Consider the following 18,035-nt stretch of genomic DNA (forward strand, 5'->3'; position numbering starts at 1 on the left):
AGCACCTCTTCCCATTCCGAACAGAGCCGTTAAGCCCGGGAGCGCCGATGGTACTGGGTTCACCCCCGGGAGAGTAGGTGGCCGCCAACCCCATCCCAAGGGGGCAGCAGGAAGTGATTCCCGCTGCCCCTTTTTTCGTTTCCACACCCCCAACCCAACAAAGCTCGCCAGCCCTAAGGCGCCTGCTATACTTGACTGCGCTTAATCCGCAGCAGTCAATCCTTTAATGTCAATGCCTACTCTAGGAACTGAGCGAGCTCAGATTTTGAGCTTCCTCTATTAGTTCTCCTACAATGGACATTTTCTTCTTTCTATACAAGTATATTTTCCAGGAGTGAACATATACCTAGTATAGGAGGATCAGGACGCGCGCCATCGAAATAGCTTAAGCACCAAGATTTTTCTAAGCAAAAGAAGTGTGGGAAATCAACAACGACTTGTGTGCTCACCTCCCGTACTAGACCGATACAACATAAAAAAAGCGCCTGGGATGTCCCGGCGCTTTTGAGTTTATACTTTAGGGGTGATTATTTCTTAATCCTGTACCCTTTCCTTTAACCTATTTCCTGCCAGCCACCGCCGTAAAGAGTTCTTCTTCCTGTAAATATTGGTTTGCCAGCTCTTGAAGTTCCGGGGCTGTTACAGTTCTGATGGTAGTGACATAATTGTTATAATGCTCTGGCGATAGCTCATGCAGAATAATCCGCTTGTACCTGTCGCTTTGGTCGAAAATGGTGGAGATGTCGTTCAGGAATTTGCCCAGCATATAATTCTTTACCGTACTTAATTCTTCTGCCGGTATTTCTTCCTGCTGCAGTTGCTTGATCTCCTTTTGCACTTCCTCTACTGTGTTATCTGTAACAGCATAATTTACATCTGTTCCAATATAAAATAAGCTATCATGCTCTTTAGGAGAGATAACAGAATAGATGCCATACGTATAGCCTTTCTCTTCCCGGATATTCCGCATGAGCCTGGATCCAAAGTATCCTCCCAGCACTTCATTCAACACCAGGAGCTTCTGGTAATCCTGATGATCAAGCTTTGGGAAACGCTTGCCTATGCGGATGGAAGACTGTAGGCTATCTTCTATCTCAACCAATTTATACTTCGCTGCAGGTGCAATGCTTATGGAAGAAGGTGTTGCTGCTGAGCCGGCAGCGGGAACGAGCTGGAAAGATGAGATTTCATGCTCCAGCTGTTTTTGTAGCAGGTCGTTTATAGCACCACTGGCAAATACTTCTAACTCCTGGGCAACAAAGCGCTTGCTGTAGTAGCGCTCCACATCCTCTTTTGTAACCGCTTCCAGTACCCCTTCATCAAACCCGAAAGTATAAGGATGGCTGCTGCCGTATACCTGTTGTGTGAAGCTATGTGTGGACAGGTAGTTATTCTTTTGCCGCTGCACTTTCAGCGTTTGGATGGTACGCTGCTTCAGTAGGTTGAATTCTTCTTCCGGGAAAGCCGGATTCTGAAGGACATCAAGTACAAGTGCCAGCAATTCTGAAGTATACTTTGACAAACAGTATAAAGTATACTCGGTGCGATCGTAGCCGTGGTTGTTGTCAAAGGATGCGCCGTAATACGCTACTTTATCAGCAATTTGCTTGGCGGTGTGGTTAATGGAGCCTTCCAGCAGCATTTTAGCTGCCAGATCGGAAACACCTTTCTTGTCCTCAAACCACTTACCGGCCTTAAAAACAAAATCCAGCCTGACAACAGGCTGGGTTTCGCTTTTTATTACATGCAGTCTGGCACCATTGCTTAGGTGAGTTACCTCGGCTATCTGGATACTGACGGCATCTATTTCATATGTTTCTGGTGCTTTTGTTCTATCTAGCATTCTTTAAAAGTGTAATTTCTACTCAAGGTTAAGCGCGAGCGTAAAGCGCCATGTATCAGCCAGCGGATTACCCTGATCATTCGGGATGAGATAGGCCGCATCTAGGCCGAACTTCTGGTAGCGAATACCCAAACCTGCAGAGAAGTATTTTCTGCCACCTTTGTCCGGGTGCTCGTAGAAGTAACCTACGCGCGCTGCAAACAGCTCATTATACCAGTACTCCACTCCCGTGGAAAGGTTTATTTCCTTCAGTTCTTCGCTGGCTCCGCCTTCGGCATCTCCGAAAGAGGAGAAGATACCACCGATTACGCTCTGATCAGTATCAGCTCCGGGAGAGGGCACCAGCAGTTTATTCGCGTCGAAAAGGAGTGTGAGCGAGTTATAAGCGTCCAGGTTATACTTCAGGGCAGTACCCAGCTTCAGGTTGGTAGGCAGAAAGCTTTTATCCTCGTCCTCAGAGTAAGCAATCTTGCCACCGATGTTCGAGATGTTCGCTCCCAGACCCAGGTTCAGGTTCTGGCCCAAATCGCGGTTATAGTATACGCCTACGTCTACAGCTGCTGTGTTGCCTGCCTGCGACTCTGTGTTGCCGCCGCTCACGTTCACATCACCGGCAAGGTTAGAGTGGATAAAGCGCGCCGAAATACCCACGCTAAAGTTCTCGCTGAGCGCCTGGCCATACGAAAGGGCTACGGCATACTCCTTCGGGTTATAGTTCTGCAGCGGGTTCTGCTGTGCATCAATAAACTGAATCTCTCCCAAATCGAAGTACATGAGCGAAAGCGAGATAGCAGACGTTTCGTTCAGCTTCTTGTACCCGGAGAGGTAGTTCAGCGACATGTCGTCCACAATATTGCGTAGCCACGGAGAGTAGGAGAAGGAAACGCTCAGGTCGTTCTGCACGAAGCCCAGCTTGGCAGGGTTCCAGTAAGAAGCATTGGCATCGGGCGAAGCTGCCACACCCGCATCACCTAAGGCTGCAGACCGGGAGTCCGGACCAACGGTAAGGATCGGTACTGCAGTAGTCACAGCGTTAAGATCAGAGCCGGTAGTGGTAGAAGGAGGTGGCGGCGTTTGCTGTGCGAACGCAGTTGGCGCTGAGAACAAGGCAAACGCTAACGCAGCGGCCTTCAATATCTTACTATTCTTCTGCATATGTAGGGTATTGATAACTACCAAATATAGGAATTATGTATCGTTAATTTACTTAATAATCACAAGTTTCTCGTGCCGGGAAGCCTTGGCCCCATCCTTCTTCGACAGTACATTTAGTCTATAAACATAAACGCCCGGCCTTAGCAAATCATTGTACTCATCCATGCCGTTCCAGGATATTTCTGTTACGCGGGTCTTGCTGTTATAACTCGCTGCTTGTAATGTCTTTACCAACTTGCCCGAAATAGCGTAGATCTGCACCTGTATTTCCAGGTCTTCTCCGGCCCTGTTATGGTCAAAAAGGAATGTTGTTTCTGCTGAGAACGGGTTCGGGAAGTTTATTACCTGCTTTAACGCAAGTTCGACGCTATTAGATACATGAAATTCTATATATGATTCGGAAGAATTATTATAATTATCCCAAGCCTTTACCCGGATAACATAGAACCCCGGTTCCAGGTCCTTTAGAGGGTATTTTATTTCCCCTTTTTGGTAGGTATCCGGATCAGCAGTATAGAAGTTGTTCAGGATGATGGGCCTGTTCTGGTCGTCGTTTAGTAAGCCTACTATTTCGTGGCCTATGCCTATGCCCGCCGTGTTGATGCCGCTTTCATCGTACAAGCGGGCCAGCAGCATCGTATGCTGCCCAGTAGTACCTCCCGATACGAACGAGTCGTCGTCCATATACAGGCTAATGGTAGGCGGCGTGTTGTCCTCAGGGGCATCCGGAGAAGTGCCGCCTATCACGACTTCCTGGTGAGCGCCTATGGCGTCGTGGGTGCTGCTGGTGGCGTAAAGGCTGATTTTGCCTAAGCCGTAGGTATAGTCAATGTCTTTGGGCACCACGAAGCTAACCTCAAACAGCCCCTCCCTTACGCTGGCTCTGCCATCATACACGATATTCTCGCGCACCTGCACCGGAACCTTCTGGCTGGTCTCATCTCCCAAAGTATAGCGTATGCTCGGCTTTTCGTATACTTTCAGATTGAGCATGCCTGTGAAATCACTGGCAAGACTTCCCGAGCTGTGCTGCACCTGCCCCTGCAGGGTCACTTTTGCCAGGGCTTTCAAGGTATCGCTGGCCGTGTCCTGGCTTTTTATACTGGTGATTTTTGCCTCCAGCCCGGGGTATGCCAGCTGCATGGAAGGGTCGGAGAGCAGGGTGAAGTTGCGGTTATTCACGCCTCGGGAGCCTGTGGCGTTTTCGGTTATACTGTTGTTCTTGGTGAGGCGCGCCAAATCCCCGAGGCGTGGTTTGCGGCCGTTAACCTCTTCAAAAGCAGCTTTAAAGAAGTTGCGGTTAAGCACGCGGTTGCCGTTCGAGTATACCGGCCGGGTCGTCGTCAGGAGGCCTACCGCGCCGCCCTCGGGGTGTAGGAGTGCCAACTCAGCGCCGGATGGCCTGCCGGGGTCGTCGTAACGGCCGAACTCGCAGGTGGCGGTCAGCAGGAAGGTCAATCTATCTTTGTTTTTCCAGCTGCTGACCTGCGGCAGGGTGAGCACCTGCTCGGACGCCAGGCTGACCTCGTTCCCGTGGCCGGTATAGTTCGTAATAAGGGAGCCCTGCTCGATGGCTTTGTCCAGGTCAGCGGAGGCCTCTGGTACGCGCTGGCCATTGGCCACTGCCTGCTGTGGGTACAGGTCGATGTAAATTTTCGTGGGGTTATACGCCGGATGGTGCTGCTCCAGGTAGTTGGCCAGAAACTCCGCATCGTTCTGGTGCTCGTTGTAATCGCTGTCGTCGGCTACAAATGTTACGTTGCTGCGCCAGTTGCCCAGGTGGTTGGGGCTGTCGTAGTTTATAATCTTGTCTACCATGGTGGCGGCTTCGGCCCTGGTTTTGGCGGGCAGCCTGCCTATGCCCACATCCAGCAGGTGGTCGCCCGAGATATTCTCCGCCCATTCGCCTTCGTCCTCATCCAGGAAACCATAGTAGTCTTCGGAGCTGTAGCTGGTAATGGGGTGCAGCGACTCCCGCGACTGGTAGGCGGGCACAAAGTTGGTGTTGTTGCGGATGCGGTCTTTAAAGTCGTAGGAGGCATCGCCGAAGAGCAGCAGGTACAGCACATCGTCGCCGGACTTGCTGCTGCGGCTGTAGAGCATGCGCATAAAGTCACGGATAGCGGTTACTTCCTGCGCGCCGGAGGAGAACTCGTTGTATACTTGCTGCGTGGTCACGACCTGCACCTCCATCTGGCTGTGCTGCGCCCGGTGGCTGGCCAGCCGCTGCGCCTCCTGCAGAAAAGCCGGGTGCGTCACAATCACAAAGTCGAGGGTGCCGCTCTGGTTAAGGCTGTGCAGGTTCTGATTCTCCACGCGGCCTATAGGGATAGGTTTGCTGCTGATGCTACCAGCCTGAAAAGCCACAAACTCGCGCAGCACCTCCGTAGCCACACTAAAGCTGCCGTTTTGGTGTTGCTGGGCCACTGGCTGCAAGGGGTTGGTGACATCCCAGATAGTAGCGCCTGCCGCAAGGCCAGCGATGGAGAAAGTGCTTGACGGCTGGTTTATACTTTGAAGAGAGCGGAAAGCCGTCTGCTCCCCGTAAAGCTTTAGCTGGCGCTCGTAGTGCAGCTCCAGGTAGTTCAGGTAGCCCATGGCCGTGGCGCTGGCACCTGTGCTGAAGTTGAGCGTGACGGTAAAATCACTGTTACTTCCCAAACTTGCCTGGGGGATGCGGTACGATCTGGTGCTGTTTATACCTTCCGGATGATACTTCTGGGTGCCCCGACCGGCAATATCCTGCGTGCCGAGTGCTTGGTTGTTTAACAGAACGGAAAAGCTGCTGCCAGAGGGGGAGTTCGCCATCAAAGCTGCCTCCAGCATGACTTCAGAGCCTTCCACTGCGTCTGACGCGGGAAAGCTGAAGCTGCGGGAGGCCTGGTGGGCGCTGAACTCCTCGCCGTACCACTCGCGCCCCGAGAAGACCATGTTTTTCAGGTCTTTCTCATGAAAAAGCCGCTCGTTGTAGCTGGTTATAGGTTGTGTTGCCCCGCTTGCCTGCCCGCGCGTGCTAACCCTGGCACCGGTGCTGTGGTTGATCCGGAGGAAGTAAAAGGCGGTGTCGGAGTATACGTTATACTCGTGGCGGAAGCGTTTAGCTGCTTCGTCATACTTCCAGGCGTGCGGCCCCTGCGCGTAGAAAAGTATAAAATCAGCATCATCAAACCTGCCGTCCTCTTCGCCTACTACGATGATAGCATTCTCCTGCAGGTCGTCGGGGCGGGGGGCACTGTTGGGCTGGGGCAGCATGCCGCCGCCGTTGCCGTAAAGCTGAATTTCCCGAGGGTCTATACTTTGAGGACTAATGCCAAGCGCTTGCAGCACGCTTTTATCGATTTTGTGGATGCCGCTCCCGGTTACGGCAAGCTTGTACCATTCGCCCTGGCTCAGCACCGAGTTAGGAGCAAAATCTACGGAGGCAGCGGCAGGTTGTGCGGAGGGAGAGATGTTGCTGCGTTCAGTGGCTGAGGTTTGCGCGGAAGTACTTACCTGGCTGGCAAGCAGACAAATCGCACACGCAAAAACCAAACGCTTGGGCCACATCATCAGCAAGTATAAATTATGGACAGCTGCCAGCTTACAGGTAACGTTCAGGAAGGCAGCATCCTTATATCTTCAGTAAGCTACGGCTAAAATAAAGGAATTGTGAGAATATTTATACTTGTTATGATTCAAAAGTATAAAATGCCCTTCCGGTTAATCCTTTACTCCATACTTTCCAGGGAGGTTTAGTTATTCCCAGACGTTGCTTTCAGCAGGAACTTTAAGCTGTAGGAGAGGCCCTTTTAATGACGGACAACAGGACGTAGAGCAGGATGATAAATGGGATGGCTGCATATTGGAGCAATACCACCAGAAGCACCGACAGGCCCAGGAAAACGAAGCGGATAGCATTATCCTGCCAGGTAAAGTTCTTGAACTTGAGGGCAAAAAGCGGGAGCTCCGCCACCAGCAGGTAAGAAAGTATAACCGTCAGAGTCACCAGCACCACCGGGTTAAGGATGATTTCGTAAGCCAGCAGGCCATCCGTAGTTTCCAGTATCAGCGGCAGCGAGGCTACTAGCAGGGTGCAGGCTGGCGTGGGCAAACCAATGAAGGAGTCGGTCTGGCGGGTGTCGATATTGAACTTGGCCAGGCGCAGCGCCGAGAAAATGGTTACCAGGAAGCCGAAGAACGCAAAACTTTCGGCAGGGATGCCAAAGAACGAGGCGTCGGCCCGCTGCAGAAGTATAAAAAGTATGGCTCCCGGCACCACACCAAACGATACCACGTCAGCCAGTGAGTCGAGCTGCTTGCCAATCTCGGAGTAGGCTCCAATCAGGCGGGCCACCATTCCATCCAGAAAATCAAATACGGCGGCCAAGCCCACCAGGTAGGCGGTGATAACCAGTTCTCCTTTAAAGGCAAAGTATAACGCCAGGCAGCCCGAAAACAGGTTCAGGCAGGTGATGGCGTTCGGAATGTGTTTTTTCATGTAGCACGGAGGGCGGCAGGGTTACCGCAGAAAGGGGTTATACTTTTTCTCGTAGCCGATGGTGGTCTCCGGGCCGTGGCCGGGATAAACCGTTACCTCATCGGGTAGCGTGAAAAGCTTTGTTTTTATACTTTGGATGAGCGTGTCGAAGTCGCCGCCGGGCAGGTCGGTGCGGCCTATACTTTGCCGGAACAGCACATCGCCACCAATTACGGTTTTATCGGCCTTGTTGTAAAACACCACATGCCCCGGCGCGTGGCCCGGCGCAAAGAGTACTTCCAGCTCCGTGTTGCCAAATTTTATACTTTCCCCCTCTTTCAGGTAAGAAGCGGGTAGTTGCTCGGCATACTGCGGGAAACCGTAGTTGGCGGCATAGGTCTGTACGGCGCGCAGCACCTGCTCATCCTGCTGGTGTATCTCCAAACCCACGTTATAGGTAGTGGCCACAAAGTTGTTGCCCAGCACGTGGTCGATATGGCAGTGGGTGTTTAGCAGCCTGACTACTTTCAGCTCGTTGTCGGCGATATACTTTTTCAGCTCCTCCTGCTCATGGCGCTCGTAGCAGCCGGGGTCTATTACCACGCACTCCTTCGTCTCGTCGTGCAGCAGGTAGGTGTTCTCCTGAAACGGGTTAAATGTAAGGCAGGTAACCTTCATAGCTTTCTCTTCTGATGATGGGGTGTGCGCAAAATCGTGCCTCTAAGTTACTAATTTACGCGGTACATCTCGTAACTTGCCCTTATGAAATACGATTTTATAGTGGTGGGCCATGGCCTGGCCGGCGCTATTTTAGCCGAAACGCTGCGCAGCCGCGGCAGCAAGGTACTGGTTATCGACGAGCCGAAAGCGAACTCTGCCTCCAGGGTGGCGGCGGGCTTGCTGAACCCGGTGGCAGGCAAGCGCTTCGCCAAGTCGTGGCTGGCGGACACGTTTATACCTGCCGCCGATGCCTTTTATACTTCCCTGGAGGCGCGCTACGGGCAGGAGCTGTTCTTCCGCAAGCCCATCTACAAGATATTCTCCTCCATAGAAGAGCAAAACACCTGGATGGCCAAGAGCGCCGGCGGTAACTGGGGCGATTACATCCTGGCCACACACACCCAAAGTATAAACCAGCCGGGCATCGACGACCCGTATGGCGGCATTATGATCGGGCGCGGCGGCTACCTGCACGTGTTCGCCATGCTCGACCTGCTCACCGAGGATCTCCTGAAACAGAACCTGATGCTGCCCGAGCGCTTTGACATGAGCGAGTTGCAACTGACGGAGGGTGGCGTGAAGTATAAAAGTATAGAGGCTGCGCGCCTGGTCTTTTGCGAGGGCTACCAGGTGGTGCACAACCCATACTTTAAGTGGCTGCCCATACAGCCTACCAAGGGCGAGGTGCTGGAAGTACAGACGGATCAGAATTTCAGTCCGGAATGCATCTATAACAAAGCCGTTTACGTTGTTCCGGAAGGGGCAGGGCGTTTCATCATCGGGGCCACCTACGATTGGCGCAATCCCGACGAGGAGCCGACACCACAGGGGCAGGAGGAGCTTTCCGAACGCTTTCGGCAGATTACCCCACAGCCGTTTCAGGTGACAGGGCACTGGGCGGGCATACGTCCGGCCGTCCGCGACCGCCGTCCGCTCGCGGGCTTGCACCCGCAGTATCCGCAGCTGGGCGTGTTCAACGGAATGGGCTCGAAAGGCGTATTAATGGCGCCCTACCTGGCCCGGCAGTTTGCCGCCGCACTGGCCGGGGAAGAAGAGCTGATGCCGGAGATACACATTTTTAGATATTTATCGTTATATTACGCGTATACAGATCAACAGAACCTGCAACCATAAGCGCATGCGTTTCCTCTCCAGATTTCTACCGCTGTTCGCCCTTTGCCTCCTGGCGGCCTCTGCTGTGCAGGCGCAGCCAACCGTAGATGCCTTTGGCAAAAGCCGCATACAGTATAAGAACTTCAACTGGAAGCTGTACAGCACCCAAAACTTCAACGTTTTCTTTTACCAGGACGGGCAGGACATGGCGGTTAACACGGCCGCCTACGCCGAGCGGGAGCTCAAGCGCATCACCAGCCTGATCGGGTATTACCCTTACTCCAAGATCACGCTTATACTTTACAACTCCCCCACCGACCTGCTGCAAAGCAATATCGGCCTCAACAACGACCAGTACCAGACCGGCGGCGAAACGCTCTTCATGAAAAACAAGATGGAGCTGGCCTTTGGCGGTACCCAAACCGAGTTTAAGCGCGATCTCAATTACCAGCTCACTGAGCTGCTGATGAACGACATGATGTATGGCGGCAGCCTGAAAGAGGCGCTGCAGAGCAGCTACCTGCTGCGCCTGCCGGAGTGGTTTATCTCAGGCGTGTCGGCTTATACGGCAGAGGGGTGGAGTATAGAAATGGACAGCTACATGCGCGATATGCTGCTGAAGCAGCAGGGCAACCCGCGCCCCGAGAAGGTTTTCCTCAAAAGCCCCGCGCTTACCGGGCAGAGTATCTGGAACTACATCGCCGAGCGCTACGGCTACACGGCCATCCAGAACATCCTCAACCTCACCCGCATCACCCGCGACATTGAAATAGGCATCACCAGCAGCCTGAACATCCCCTACAAGCGCTTCCTGCAGGATTGGTACAACTACTACGTGCAGATAAACACCAGCTCCGAAAGCCCGCTGGTGCAGCTGCCCGATGGTGCCAAGCTCTTTAAAAAGAACAAGGAAGGCCACTACTACGGAAAGCCAGTCCTGAACCCGGACGGCACGATGCTGGCCTATGTAAAGAATGACAACGGCATTTTTAAGGTATTTGTGCAGGAGGTGCGCACCGGCAAAAACCGCGTGGTATGGCGGGCTGGTTACAAAAACCTGGACCAGCGCGTGGACTTCGATTTGCCGGTGCTGGCCTGGCGCTCCAACACGCAGCTGGGGCTGATAGAGTCGAGGAGGGGAAGGCTTTTGCTGCGCCAGGTAAATGCCCGAAGTGGTTATTCTTTTGTGCCTTTTGTGGAGAACCTCACCACGCCAGCCGCCACGCTGGAGCAGTTTGTGCACGTCAATGGCATGGCTTACTCCGAGGACGGGCAGTCGGTGGTGGTCAGCGCGGTGCGTAACGGGCAAACAGACCTGTTTCTGCTCAACGCCAGTGGCAGGCTGCAGCGGCAGCTCACCAATGATATTTTTGACGATATAGACCCTATTTTTCTGCGCGGCAACGGGGGTATCGCCTTTAGCTCTAACCGTTGGGTAGATACCACCGGCGCCTCAGGCCAGCCCAGCTTTAACAGCATTGTCAATAACTACGACATTTTCCTGCTGAACCCGCAGGGGCCTGATAACAACGTGGAGCAGCTGACCAGCTCCATTGCCAGCGAGGTGATGCCGCGCCCCACAGCCGATGGCAACCTGGTATATCTGGGCGAGGAGAGCGGTATCCGCAGCGTGTACCATTACGACCTTAGCACCGGCACCAGCAGGCCCGTTACGAACTTCCTGCAAAGTATAGAGCAGTTCGATTACGTGCCGTCGGCCAATGTGCTGGCGGTGTCAGCGGCGGATGAGGGCAACAGGTTTGTATACCTGCTGCCGGAATACACCGCCTCTACGCTGGACAGGCTTCCACAAACCTCCCGCCAGATTATACTTGAAACGCGGGCCCGCACCAGCCAGGAGGCTGCCGCAGCCGCCACCCGCCGCAAGCTGCTGGAGCAGGAGAAGAAAGGCACGAATTCCGTACGCGAGGAGGGAGAAATTAACATCGAGGATTACGAGTTTAACGATGCGCAGCGGCAGGCACAGCAGCAGAAACGCAACACAGCGCCAGTGCGCAGGGCCAGCAGCGGCAACACCAACGTGGACCTGCTAGGGCCGCTGAACTACGACCTGCGTTTCAGTGTGCAGGAAATCATCACCTCAGTACACGCCGACCCGCTGCTTGGGTTTGGTATTGTGGCGGGCGTGGAGATGGCCGACCTTTTTGAGAACCACCGCATCCGGGGCACAGCCTTTATGCGCACCGACTTTGAGACGAACAACTTCTTTGCCGAGTACATGAACCTGACCAACCGCGTGGATCTGGGCGTGCAGTTTGAGCGCTCCACCCTGCGCGGAAGCCTGCTGAATGCACCCGGCTCGATCGTGAACTTCACCAAGAACGAGCTGACGCCGGTGCTCAAGTACCCCTTCAGCCACAGCACCAGCCTGCACCTGAAGCCTAAGTTCGTCAGCACCCGCTTTATCTATAAGAACGATTTCTCGATACCCGACACGGTAGAGACTTTCTGGGGAGGCAACGCCGAACTGGTGTACGACAACAGCGTGATAACCGGGGTGAACCAGCGCGAGGGCACCCGCTTTAAGGTAGGCCTGCTGTCGCTGAAAGGCTTCGAGAGCTCTCGGGGTAATTTCAGCAAGTTCTATGTCGATTTCAGGCATTACCTGAAGCTGCACCGCCAGATAACGCTGGCCACGCACCTGAGCTACGGCAGGTTCTTTGGCAACTCCAGCAAGAAATTTTTGATAGGCGGCATGGATAACTGGCTGCTGGCCGATGAGGACGAGGAGGCCGAGCTGAACGACGTGCAGGTGAACTCCCCCGCCGACCTGTTCTACCTGGAGTACATCACGCCGCTCAGAGGCTTTAACTTCAACGTACGCAGCGGCAGCAACCACCTGCTGGCCAACGTGGAGCTGCGCATCCCGATTGTGCAGTACCTGTACAACGGGCCTATTGGCTCCGGCTTCTTCCGCAACCTGCAGCTAACGGCCTTTGCCGACGCCGGCTCGGCCTACAGCGGGGCCAACCCGTTCTCCGGCGACAACTCCATCAACACCCGGCTGATAGGGGGATCTTCGGGGCAGCTGAGTGTAGACAAGTTCGACATCACTGTGATCAACTACCGCAACCCGTTCCTGGTTGGCTACGGATTTGGAGCACGCACTACCCTGCTGGGCGTGTACGGCAAGCTGGATGTAGCCTGGGGCGAGGCAGAGGATAACCGCGTGGGGCCTAAGTTCTACGTAACATTGGGCTACGACTTCTAATAACCGCCATATCCTATGAACCGCAAAGCCAAACGCTTTGGCCTGGGCGCGTTGTTGCTGCTGGGCTTGCTGGCAGCCTGGATACGTATGGCCGATAAAGAGTACCTCTACAAAGCCATTGTCTACAACTTCGCCGACATTGACGACCACACTATTTTTGACCAGCGCAAGATAGATGCCCCACTTTTGCCGCAGCCGTGGCCGCTGGCAAACAACTACAACCGCCTGCAGCTGCCACAAAAACTGGATGAGCTGCACCGGGAGTTAGAGTCGGTCGCTTTCCTGGTGGTGAAGGATGACTCTATACTTTACGAGCAGTACTGGCAGGGCTACTCGGATGCGTCGCTGAGCAACTCGTTCTCCATGGCAAAGAGCATCGTGAGCATGCTGGTAGGCGCGGCGATAAAGGAGGGCAAGATAGAAAGCGTGGAGCAACCGGTGGGTGATTTCCTGCCATACTTTAAAAGGGGCGATAAGGCTAAAATCAGGATAAAGCACCTGCTCTGGATGAGCTCCGGCCTTAACTGGGAAGAATCCTACACAAACCCGCTCTCCATGACGACCGAGGCCTACTATGGCACTGACCTGGAGAAAGTCATTAAAAGACTGGAGGTGGTGGAGGAACCGGGGCGGCGATGGTCCTATAAAAGCGGCGATACGCAGATTCTGGCTTTCCTGCTGCAGGAAGCCACGGGCAAGAGCCTGAGCGAGTATGCCGAGGAGAAGCTATGGCGGCCGCTTGGAGCCGAGCACGATGCCGAATGGAGCGTAGACAAGCCCGACGGGATGGAAAAAGCGTACTGCTGCTTCTTCTCCAATGCCCGCGACTTTGCGCGCCTCGGGAAACTATACTTGCACAACGGCATTTGGAACGGCGATACCATTGTTCCATCCGACTATGTGAAAGCTTCGATCATGCCCAACGGCCTCATCAACGCCAATGATGGTAAAAAGGTTGACTTCTACGGTTACCAGTGGTGGCTCCTGCCTAACTACAAAGGGCAGGATATCTTTTATGCACGCGGTATACTTGGCCAGTACATCATTGTCATCCCGGAGAAGAACCTGGTTATTGTGCGCTTGGGCAAGCAGCGCGCTGAGAAAGTTGGCGAGCACCCGGGCGAGGTAATGGGTATGATTGATGGAGTGAACCAGATGCTGCAGTAGGCAGCCGGATGCGGCCTATGCGGCAGCTTTATACTTCCCCGAGCTCAGGTACAAGTAGAAAGTACAGCGTATAAATAGAAATACATTCCAGGGCTGGGGCGACCCGGCTGGATCTATAAAGCGTTATGTGGGGCGTAAAACTTCTCATTATAACTGCACAAGTATGGCATTTTGCGCAAGGATGCGTTAGCGCCTGTCCATAAAATGTGAGTTTTAAGTATAAAGGCGTTTTCCTGGCTTATAGGCGGCAATAGAAGTTGCACGAACTTATTATTCCTGTTTCCTGAGGCAGGTCTGTTGTGCACACCATTGATGGCAAACTTCAGGTTAGTCTTGTGCGATAGGCTTGCCGGCGGCCCACATGATCCAACAGCTTTTAACTAGCTTTAGCAGGTCTGGCTGCGTAATTCTGAAGAATTATGCCTAATTTGCAAAGTATCATTTTATAAAGAGCTTATGTTGCATTCCATGACAGGCTTTGGCAGTGCCCGCCTCGACACCGAACAGTATTGTATCTCCGTGGAAATCCGCTCGCTCAACTCCAAAAGTATGGACCTGAGTGTGCGCACCCCCAGATTCCTCTCTGATAAGGAGTACGAGATACGGAACATGGTGCAGAAGGCGCTGGTACGTGGCAAAGTAAGCGTGACCGTGGAGTTTACGAAGAACAAGACGCAGAAGGCACGCAACACCATCAACAAAGACCTGCTGAAGGCCTATTATACCGAATTGAGCGAAGTAGCTGATAAATTGGCCGCCGACAAGGGGGAGCTTTTCCGGCTGGCCCTGCACATGCCGGAGGTGCTGCAGCAGGAGGAGCAGGAGGATGAAAATGCGGACGAGGATTGGAGCCAGGTGCAGCCGCTGATACAGGAAGCCCTGCAGGGCGTGAATAGTTTCCGCGCCAACGAAGGCAAGGCCCTGACTACAGAGATTATGTCGTACATCGACCGGATCCGTATCCTGCTGGCAGAGGTGGACAAGCATGACCCGGCGCGCGTGGAGAGCATTCGTAACCGTATCCGTGGCCATATCGCAGAAATCTCTTCGTCAGAGCATTTCGACCAGAACCGCTTCGAGCAGGAGATGATCTACTACATGGAGAAACTCGACATTGCCGAGGAAAAGGTGCGCCTGGTTAACCACCTGCATTATTTCACGGAAACAGTCTTCCTACCGGAGCCAACGGGCAAGAAACTGGGCTTTATCTCGCAGGAGATTGGCCGCGAGATAAACACCATCGGATCCAAGGCCAACGACGCGACCATACAGCACCATGTGGTGGAGATGAAGGAGGAGTTGGAGAAGATAAAAGAACAGATCAACAACATCCTGTAGTGTAGTTTTGAAAGTATAAAAGCCGGGGTTGCTGTAACCATGCAGTAGCCCCGGCTTTTATACTTTATACCTGGTCGGTTCAGTTTGCCTCCGTTGCCATCAGGGCGGCTGCAAAATCGTTTATCAGTTTAAACACCTCCGGAAACCGGGTGAGGGGCAGCTGCCGGGCGTGGTCCTGCGGGTTGTGGTAAGCGGCGGTACCGCCCAGCGTATAGAAGAAAAATGCCGGTACGCCCGCCTCTGAGAAAGGGTAGTGGTCGGAGTTGGCGGCCTTGCCCCGGCTTTTGATCTGGGGCAGGTACTGGTGCTGCCCGTTCAGGCGCTGAAGCAGCTCGAATTCCTGCTCGTGTACTTTGCCGTTCACCACCATCAGGCCATCGTCGCCGGTGCCCAGCAGGTCCAGGTTTAGCAGGAAGCGAATCTGGCTGAGCGGGAAAAGCGGGTTCTGCACGTAGTGGAACGAGCCCAGCAGACCTGCCTCCTCGGCGGCAAAGGCGATAAAGGCCATACTATACGTTGGCTTGTTTTCGGACTGGCTGTAGTGCTGGGCGAGTTCCAGCAGCATGGTGGTGCCGCTGGCGTTATCGTTTGCCCCCGGAAAGTATACTCCCTCTCCCTGGCTGCCCAGGTGGTCGTAGTGGGCGGTGAACACCAGTACCGAGTCGGGATGCTGGCTGCCCTGTATAAAACCGATGACGTTCTGTGCCTGGTGTTTTGGGTTGAGATCTGCCCTTACCTCAAAGTATACTTCCTTAGCTCGCTGCGGCCACGCACCTTGCAGTACCTCCAGCACCGGTACAGCCTCCTGCTGGCGCGCTACGGTGGTGAGCAGGTTGCCGGGCTGAAGGATGATGTGCAGCTTTGCCTGCTGCAGGAGTTGCTGGTAATGCACTGGCAGTTGCGCCAGGCGTTTCTGCTCCTGCTGCGGGTATACCAGCGCCTTGTTTGTAAAATTTTGCCTGAAGAATTTCTCTGCTGCCCGGGTATTGCTGAAGATGAGGGTATCCAGCATTAGTATGCTGGCCTTGCCTGTCCCGGAGCCGGAAGAGGCGCGCGCCACGAAATCCTGCCCCGGCACGAGCGTTTGCCCATCTACCTGCAGTTGCGGCGTTTCCAGGATACGGTTCACCGAAAAGCTAAATTCCTGAAAGTATGACCCGCCTGGCACCGGCTGCAAGCCCATTCCTATAAACCTGCTCCTGATATACTTTGCCGCTTTCAGGTCGCCCTCAAACGTATAGCCGCGGCCATACATGCTTTTGGACGTCAGCGTATCAATGGTTTGGCGCACCCGCGTCATGTCCTGCGCCTTTAGCAGGGCAGGGGCCAACAGGCATAGGGTGAGGAGTAACGTATAAAGCTTGCTCATGATGCTAAGATAGGGATTATTGTGTATTGTGGGGTTACCTACACTGACTCTCAAAGCTAAGCCCGCTACCTTCGAACTCGCGGTGTCCGCAGGTCCCGCGAGTGTCTGGTTATACTTTATACTTTGTCTGCATCAGGATTTGCAGGATTGAGGGATGAGCAGGATTTCTACAGTGCCGGGTCCAACCACCCCTACCCCTCCTTAGCCAAGGCGGGGAGCCTGTAATTATTGCTGCTGAAGTATAAGTGTGTAGCAAGAGATGCTGGTGTTTACACCCCTATTGAGCTTTGCTCGCAAGTTTCGAGCTCCCGTTCTCACTTGTCCTCAAGGGGACAGTTTATACTTGTTGCATAGCAAAGGCAGCAGCTATCGAATGATTCCCAGCCTTTGGGTTGAGCGCCTCGAGAGGTTCCGGTGCCGAGCGCAAGCGAGACAGCCCGAGGCACGAGGGCAGGAAGCGAAAGCAGCGCGATGCCCGAAGGCGAGGCCTCCCGGCCTAGGAGGGAGCCAAAGCCAGAGATGCAACGATAGGTTAGTGCGAACTATAGGAGGAACTGGAGCTAGCAAGGATAGCTTGGATCAAGCTGCAGGAAGCAGCGGCTATGTAAGTATAAACTGGAAGGTATTAGTCAGCAAGTATAATACTACAGTTGAAATAAATATGGCTCTGCGAGCCAGTTGGGTTACAAACCCAACATCATAGAAGGACACAAGTCTGAAGACTTGCGCCATAAACAGGCTATAAAAGTATAAAGTCACAAACGGACGCTTGCGCCAGCAGCGGCTAGGAAAGTATAAGTATGGGTGAATTATGAAGTATAAACCGGCAAGTATAAAGCAGAGGAATTCTCCCCACTACCAAACATAAATCAACTTAAACAGCACAATACCCAGCAAACAACCAATCGTGTTCGCCAGCACATCAATAATATCGCCCTGGCGGCCATAAACAAAGAAGTGCTGTGTGAGCTCGATGGTGATGCCAAAGAGGGTGCTGATCAGGAGGCTGGCGCGGATAGCATAATCCTTAAGGCGCGGAAAGGTGAACTGCTTGGAAAGGCCCACGATCATCAGGAAGCAGAGCACGCAGAACATGAACGCGTGCGCAAAGGAGTCGAAAGAGAGAAGCTCCCAGATGTTGAGCGTGGAGGGTAGGGAAGTAGAGGGCAGCAGCGTCGTCAGCAGGATCACTGCTGCCCACATAATCGTGAATAGATTGTAGCGTAGTATCAACTCTCTATTCCGATGTGTATACTTATTGGCCGATTACTTCGCGGTAGCCTTCAGCTGTCAGCAGGCCGTCGATCTGGCTTGCGTCAGCGATAGACATTTTAATGATCCAGCCTTCGCCATAAGGATCAGAGTTAACCAGCTCCGGGTTGTTCTCCAGTTTCTCGTTAAACTCCTGCACAGTGCCGCTCAGTGGGCTGAACAGGTCAGATACCGTTTTTACGGCTTCAACTGTACCAAATACATCGTTCTGGTTGATATCCTTGTCTACAGTGTCAATGTCAACATAAACAATGTCGCCCAGCTCGCTCTGAGCAAAGTCTGTGATGCCAACATAGGCGATGTCGCCCTCTACGCGTACCCACTCGTGGTCTTTGGTATACTTTAAGCTTTCAGGTAAGTTCATGTGATT

Annotated in this window: 12 protein-coding genes and 1 rRNA gene; 5 read left to right on the forward strand and 8 right to left on the reverse strand. The window is 53.4% G+C overall.

What is annotated here, in order from left to right:
- Window positions 1-90: ribosomal RNA gene (rrf, locus tag C8N40_RS17535) — 5S ribosomal RNA — on the forward strand; the annotation flags it as partial.
- A 469-nt stretch (window positions 91-559) separates the two neighbouring features.
- Here the strand turns inward: rrf and C8N40_RS17540 are convergent.
- The 5 genes from C8N40_RS17540 to C8N40_RS17560 form a co-directional block, all read right to left on the reverse strand.
- Window positions 560-1,843: a M16 family metallopeptidase gene (locus tag C8N40_RS17540; RefSeq protein WP_108213117.1), complete on the reverse strand. Its 1,284-nt coding sequence runs from the start codon at window positions 1,841-1,843 to the stop codon at window positions 560-562.
- Between the two features lie 18 nt (window positions 1,844-1,861).
- Window positions 1,862-2,998: a type IX secretion system outer membrane channel protein PorV gene (gene porV / locus C8N40_RS17545; RefSeq protein ID WP_108213118.1), complete on the reverse strand. Its 1,137-nt coding sequence runs from the start codon at window positions 2,996-2,998 to the stop codon at window positions 1,862-1,864.
- Window positions 2,999-3,046: 48 nt separating this feature from the next.
- Window positions 3,047-6,547 carry a type IX secretion system sortase PorU gene (gene porU, locus C8N40_RS17550; protein ID WP_108213119.1) on the reverse strand — a complete coding sequence of 1,167 codons (3,501 nt, stop codon included), beginning with the start codon at window positions 6,545-6,547 and terminating at the stop codon, window positions 3,047-3,049.
- A 217-nt stretch (window positions 6,548-6,764) separates the two neighbouring features.
- Window positions 6,765-7,475 (reverse strand): CDP-diacylglycerol--serine O-phosphatidyltransferase, encoded by a 711-nt coding sequence (gene pssA / locus C8N40_RS17555; protein ID WP_108213120.1) that lies wholly within the window; start codon window positions 7,473-7,475, stop codon window positions 6,765-6,767.
- A gap of 21 nt (window positions 7,476-7,496) precedes the next feature.
- Window positions 7,497-8,132 (reverse strand): MBL fold metallo-hydrolase, encoded by a 636-nt coding sequence (locus C8N40_RS17560; protein WP_108213121.1) that lies wholly within the window; start codon window positions 8,130-8,132, stop codon window positions 7,497-7,499.
- 84 nt (window positions 8,133-8,216) lie between these two features.
- Between C8N40_RS17560 and C8N40_RS17565 the strand changes: the two genes are divergently transcribed.
- The 4 genes from C8N40_RS17565 (at window position 8,217) to C8N40_RS17580 (ending at window position 15,024) form a co-directional block, all read left to right on the forward strand.
- A complete protein-coding gene (locus tag C8N40_RS17565) occupies window positions 8,217-9,308 on the forward strand; it encodes an NAD(P)/FAD-dependent oxidoreductase (protein WP_108213122.1) in 1,092 nt (363 codons plus the stop codon).
- Window positions 9,309-9,312: 4 nt separating this feature from the next.
- Window positions 9,313-12,519, forward strand: a complete 3,207-nt coding sequence (locus C8N40_RS17570) for a TolB-like translocation protein (RefSeq protein ID WP_108213123.1) — start codon at window positions 9,313-9,315, stop codon at window positions 12,517-12,519.
- A 15-nt stretch (window positions 12,520-12,534) separates the two neighbouring features.
- Window positions 12,535-13,686, forward strand: coding sequence for a serine hydrolase domain-containing protein (locus C8N40_RS17575; protein ID WP_108213124.1), 1,152 nt, complete (start codon window positions 12,535-12,537; stop codon window positions 13,684-13,686).
- A gap of 456 nt (window positions 13,687-14,142) precedes the next feature.
- On the forward strand, window positions 14,143-15,024 hold the full coding sequence (locus C8N40_RS17580) for a YicC/YloC family endoribonuclease (RefSeq protein WP_108213125.1): 882 nt from the start codon (window positions 14,143-14,145) through the stop codon (window positions 15,022-15,024).
- Between the two features lie 79 nt (window positions 15,025-15,103).
- Here C8N40_RS17580 and C8N40_RS17585 read toward each other — a convergent pair whose 3' ends face one another.
- The 3 genes from C8N40_RS17585 to gcvH all read right to left on the reverse strand — a co-directional run bounded on the left by C8N40_RS17585 (window position 15,104) and on the right by gcvH (window position 18,029).
- Window positions 15,104-16,393 carry a M28 family metallopeptidase gene (locus C8N40_RS17585; protein ID WP_108213126.1) on the reverse strand — a complete coding sequence of 430 codons (1,290 nt, stop codon included), beginning with the start codon at window positions 16,391-16,393 and terminating at the stop codon, window positions 15,104-15,106.
- Window positions 16,394-17,248: 855 nt separating this feature from the next.
- Window positions 17,249-17,596, reverse strand: a complete 348-nt coding sequence (locus C8N40_RS17590) for a VanZ family protein (protein WP_245905170.1) — start codon at window positions 17,594-17,596, stop codon at window positions 17,249-17,251.
- A 52-nt stretch (window positions 17,597-17,648) separates the two neighbouring features.
- Window positions 17,649-18,029, reverse strand: coding sequence for a glycine cleavage system protein GcvH (gene gcvH, locus C8N40_RS17595; RefSeq protein ID WP_108213127.1), 381 nt, complete (start codon window positions 18,027-18,029; stop codon window positions 17,649-17,651).
- Between the last annotated feature and the right edge of the window lie 6 nt (window positions 18,030-18,035).

The organism is Pontibacter mucosus (assembly GCF_003054055.1).
GTDB classification, from domain to species: Bacteria; Bacteroidota; Bacteroidia; order Cytophagales; family Hymenobacteraceae; genus Pontibacter; species Pontibacter mucosus.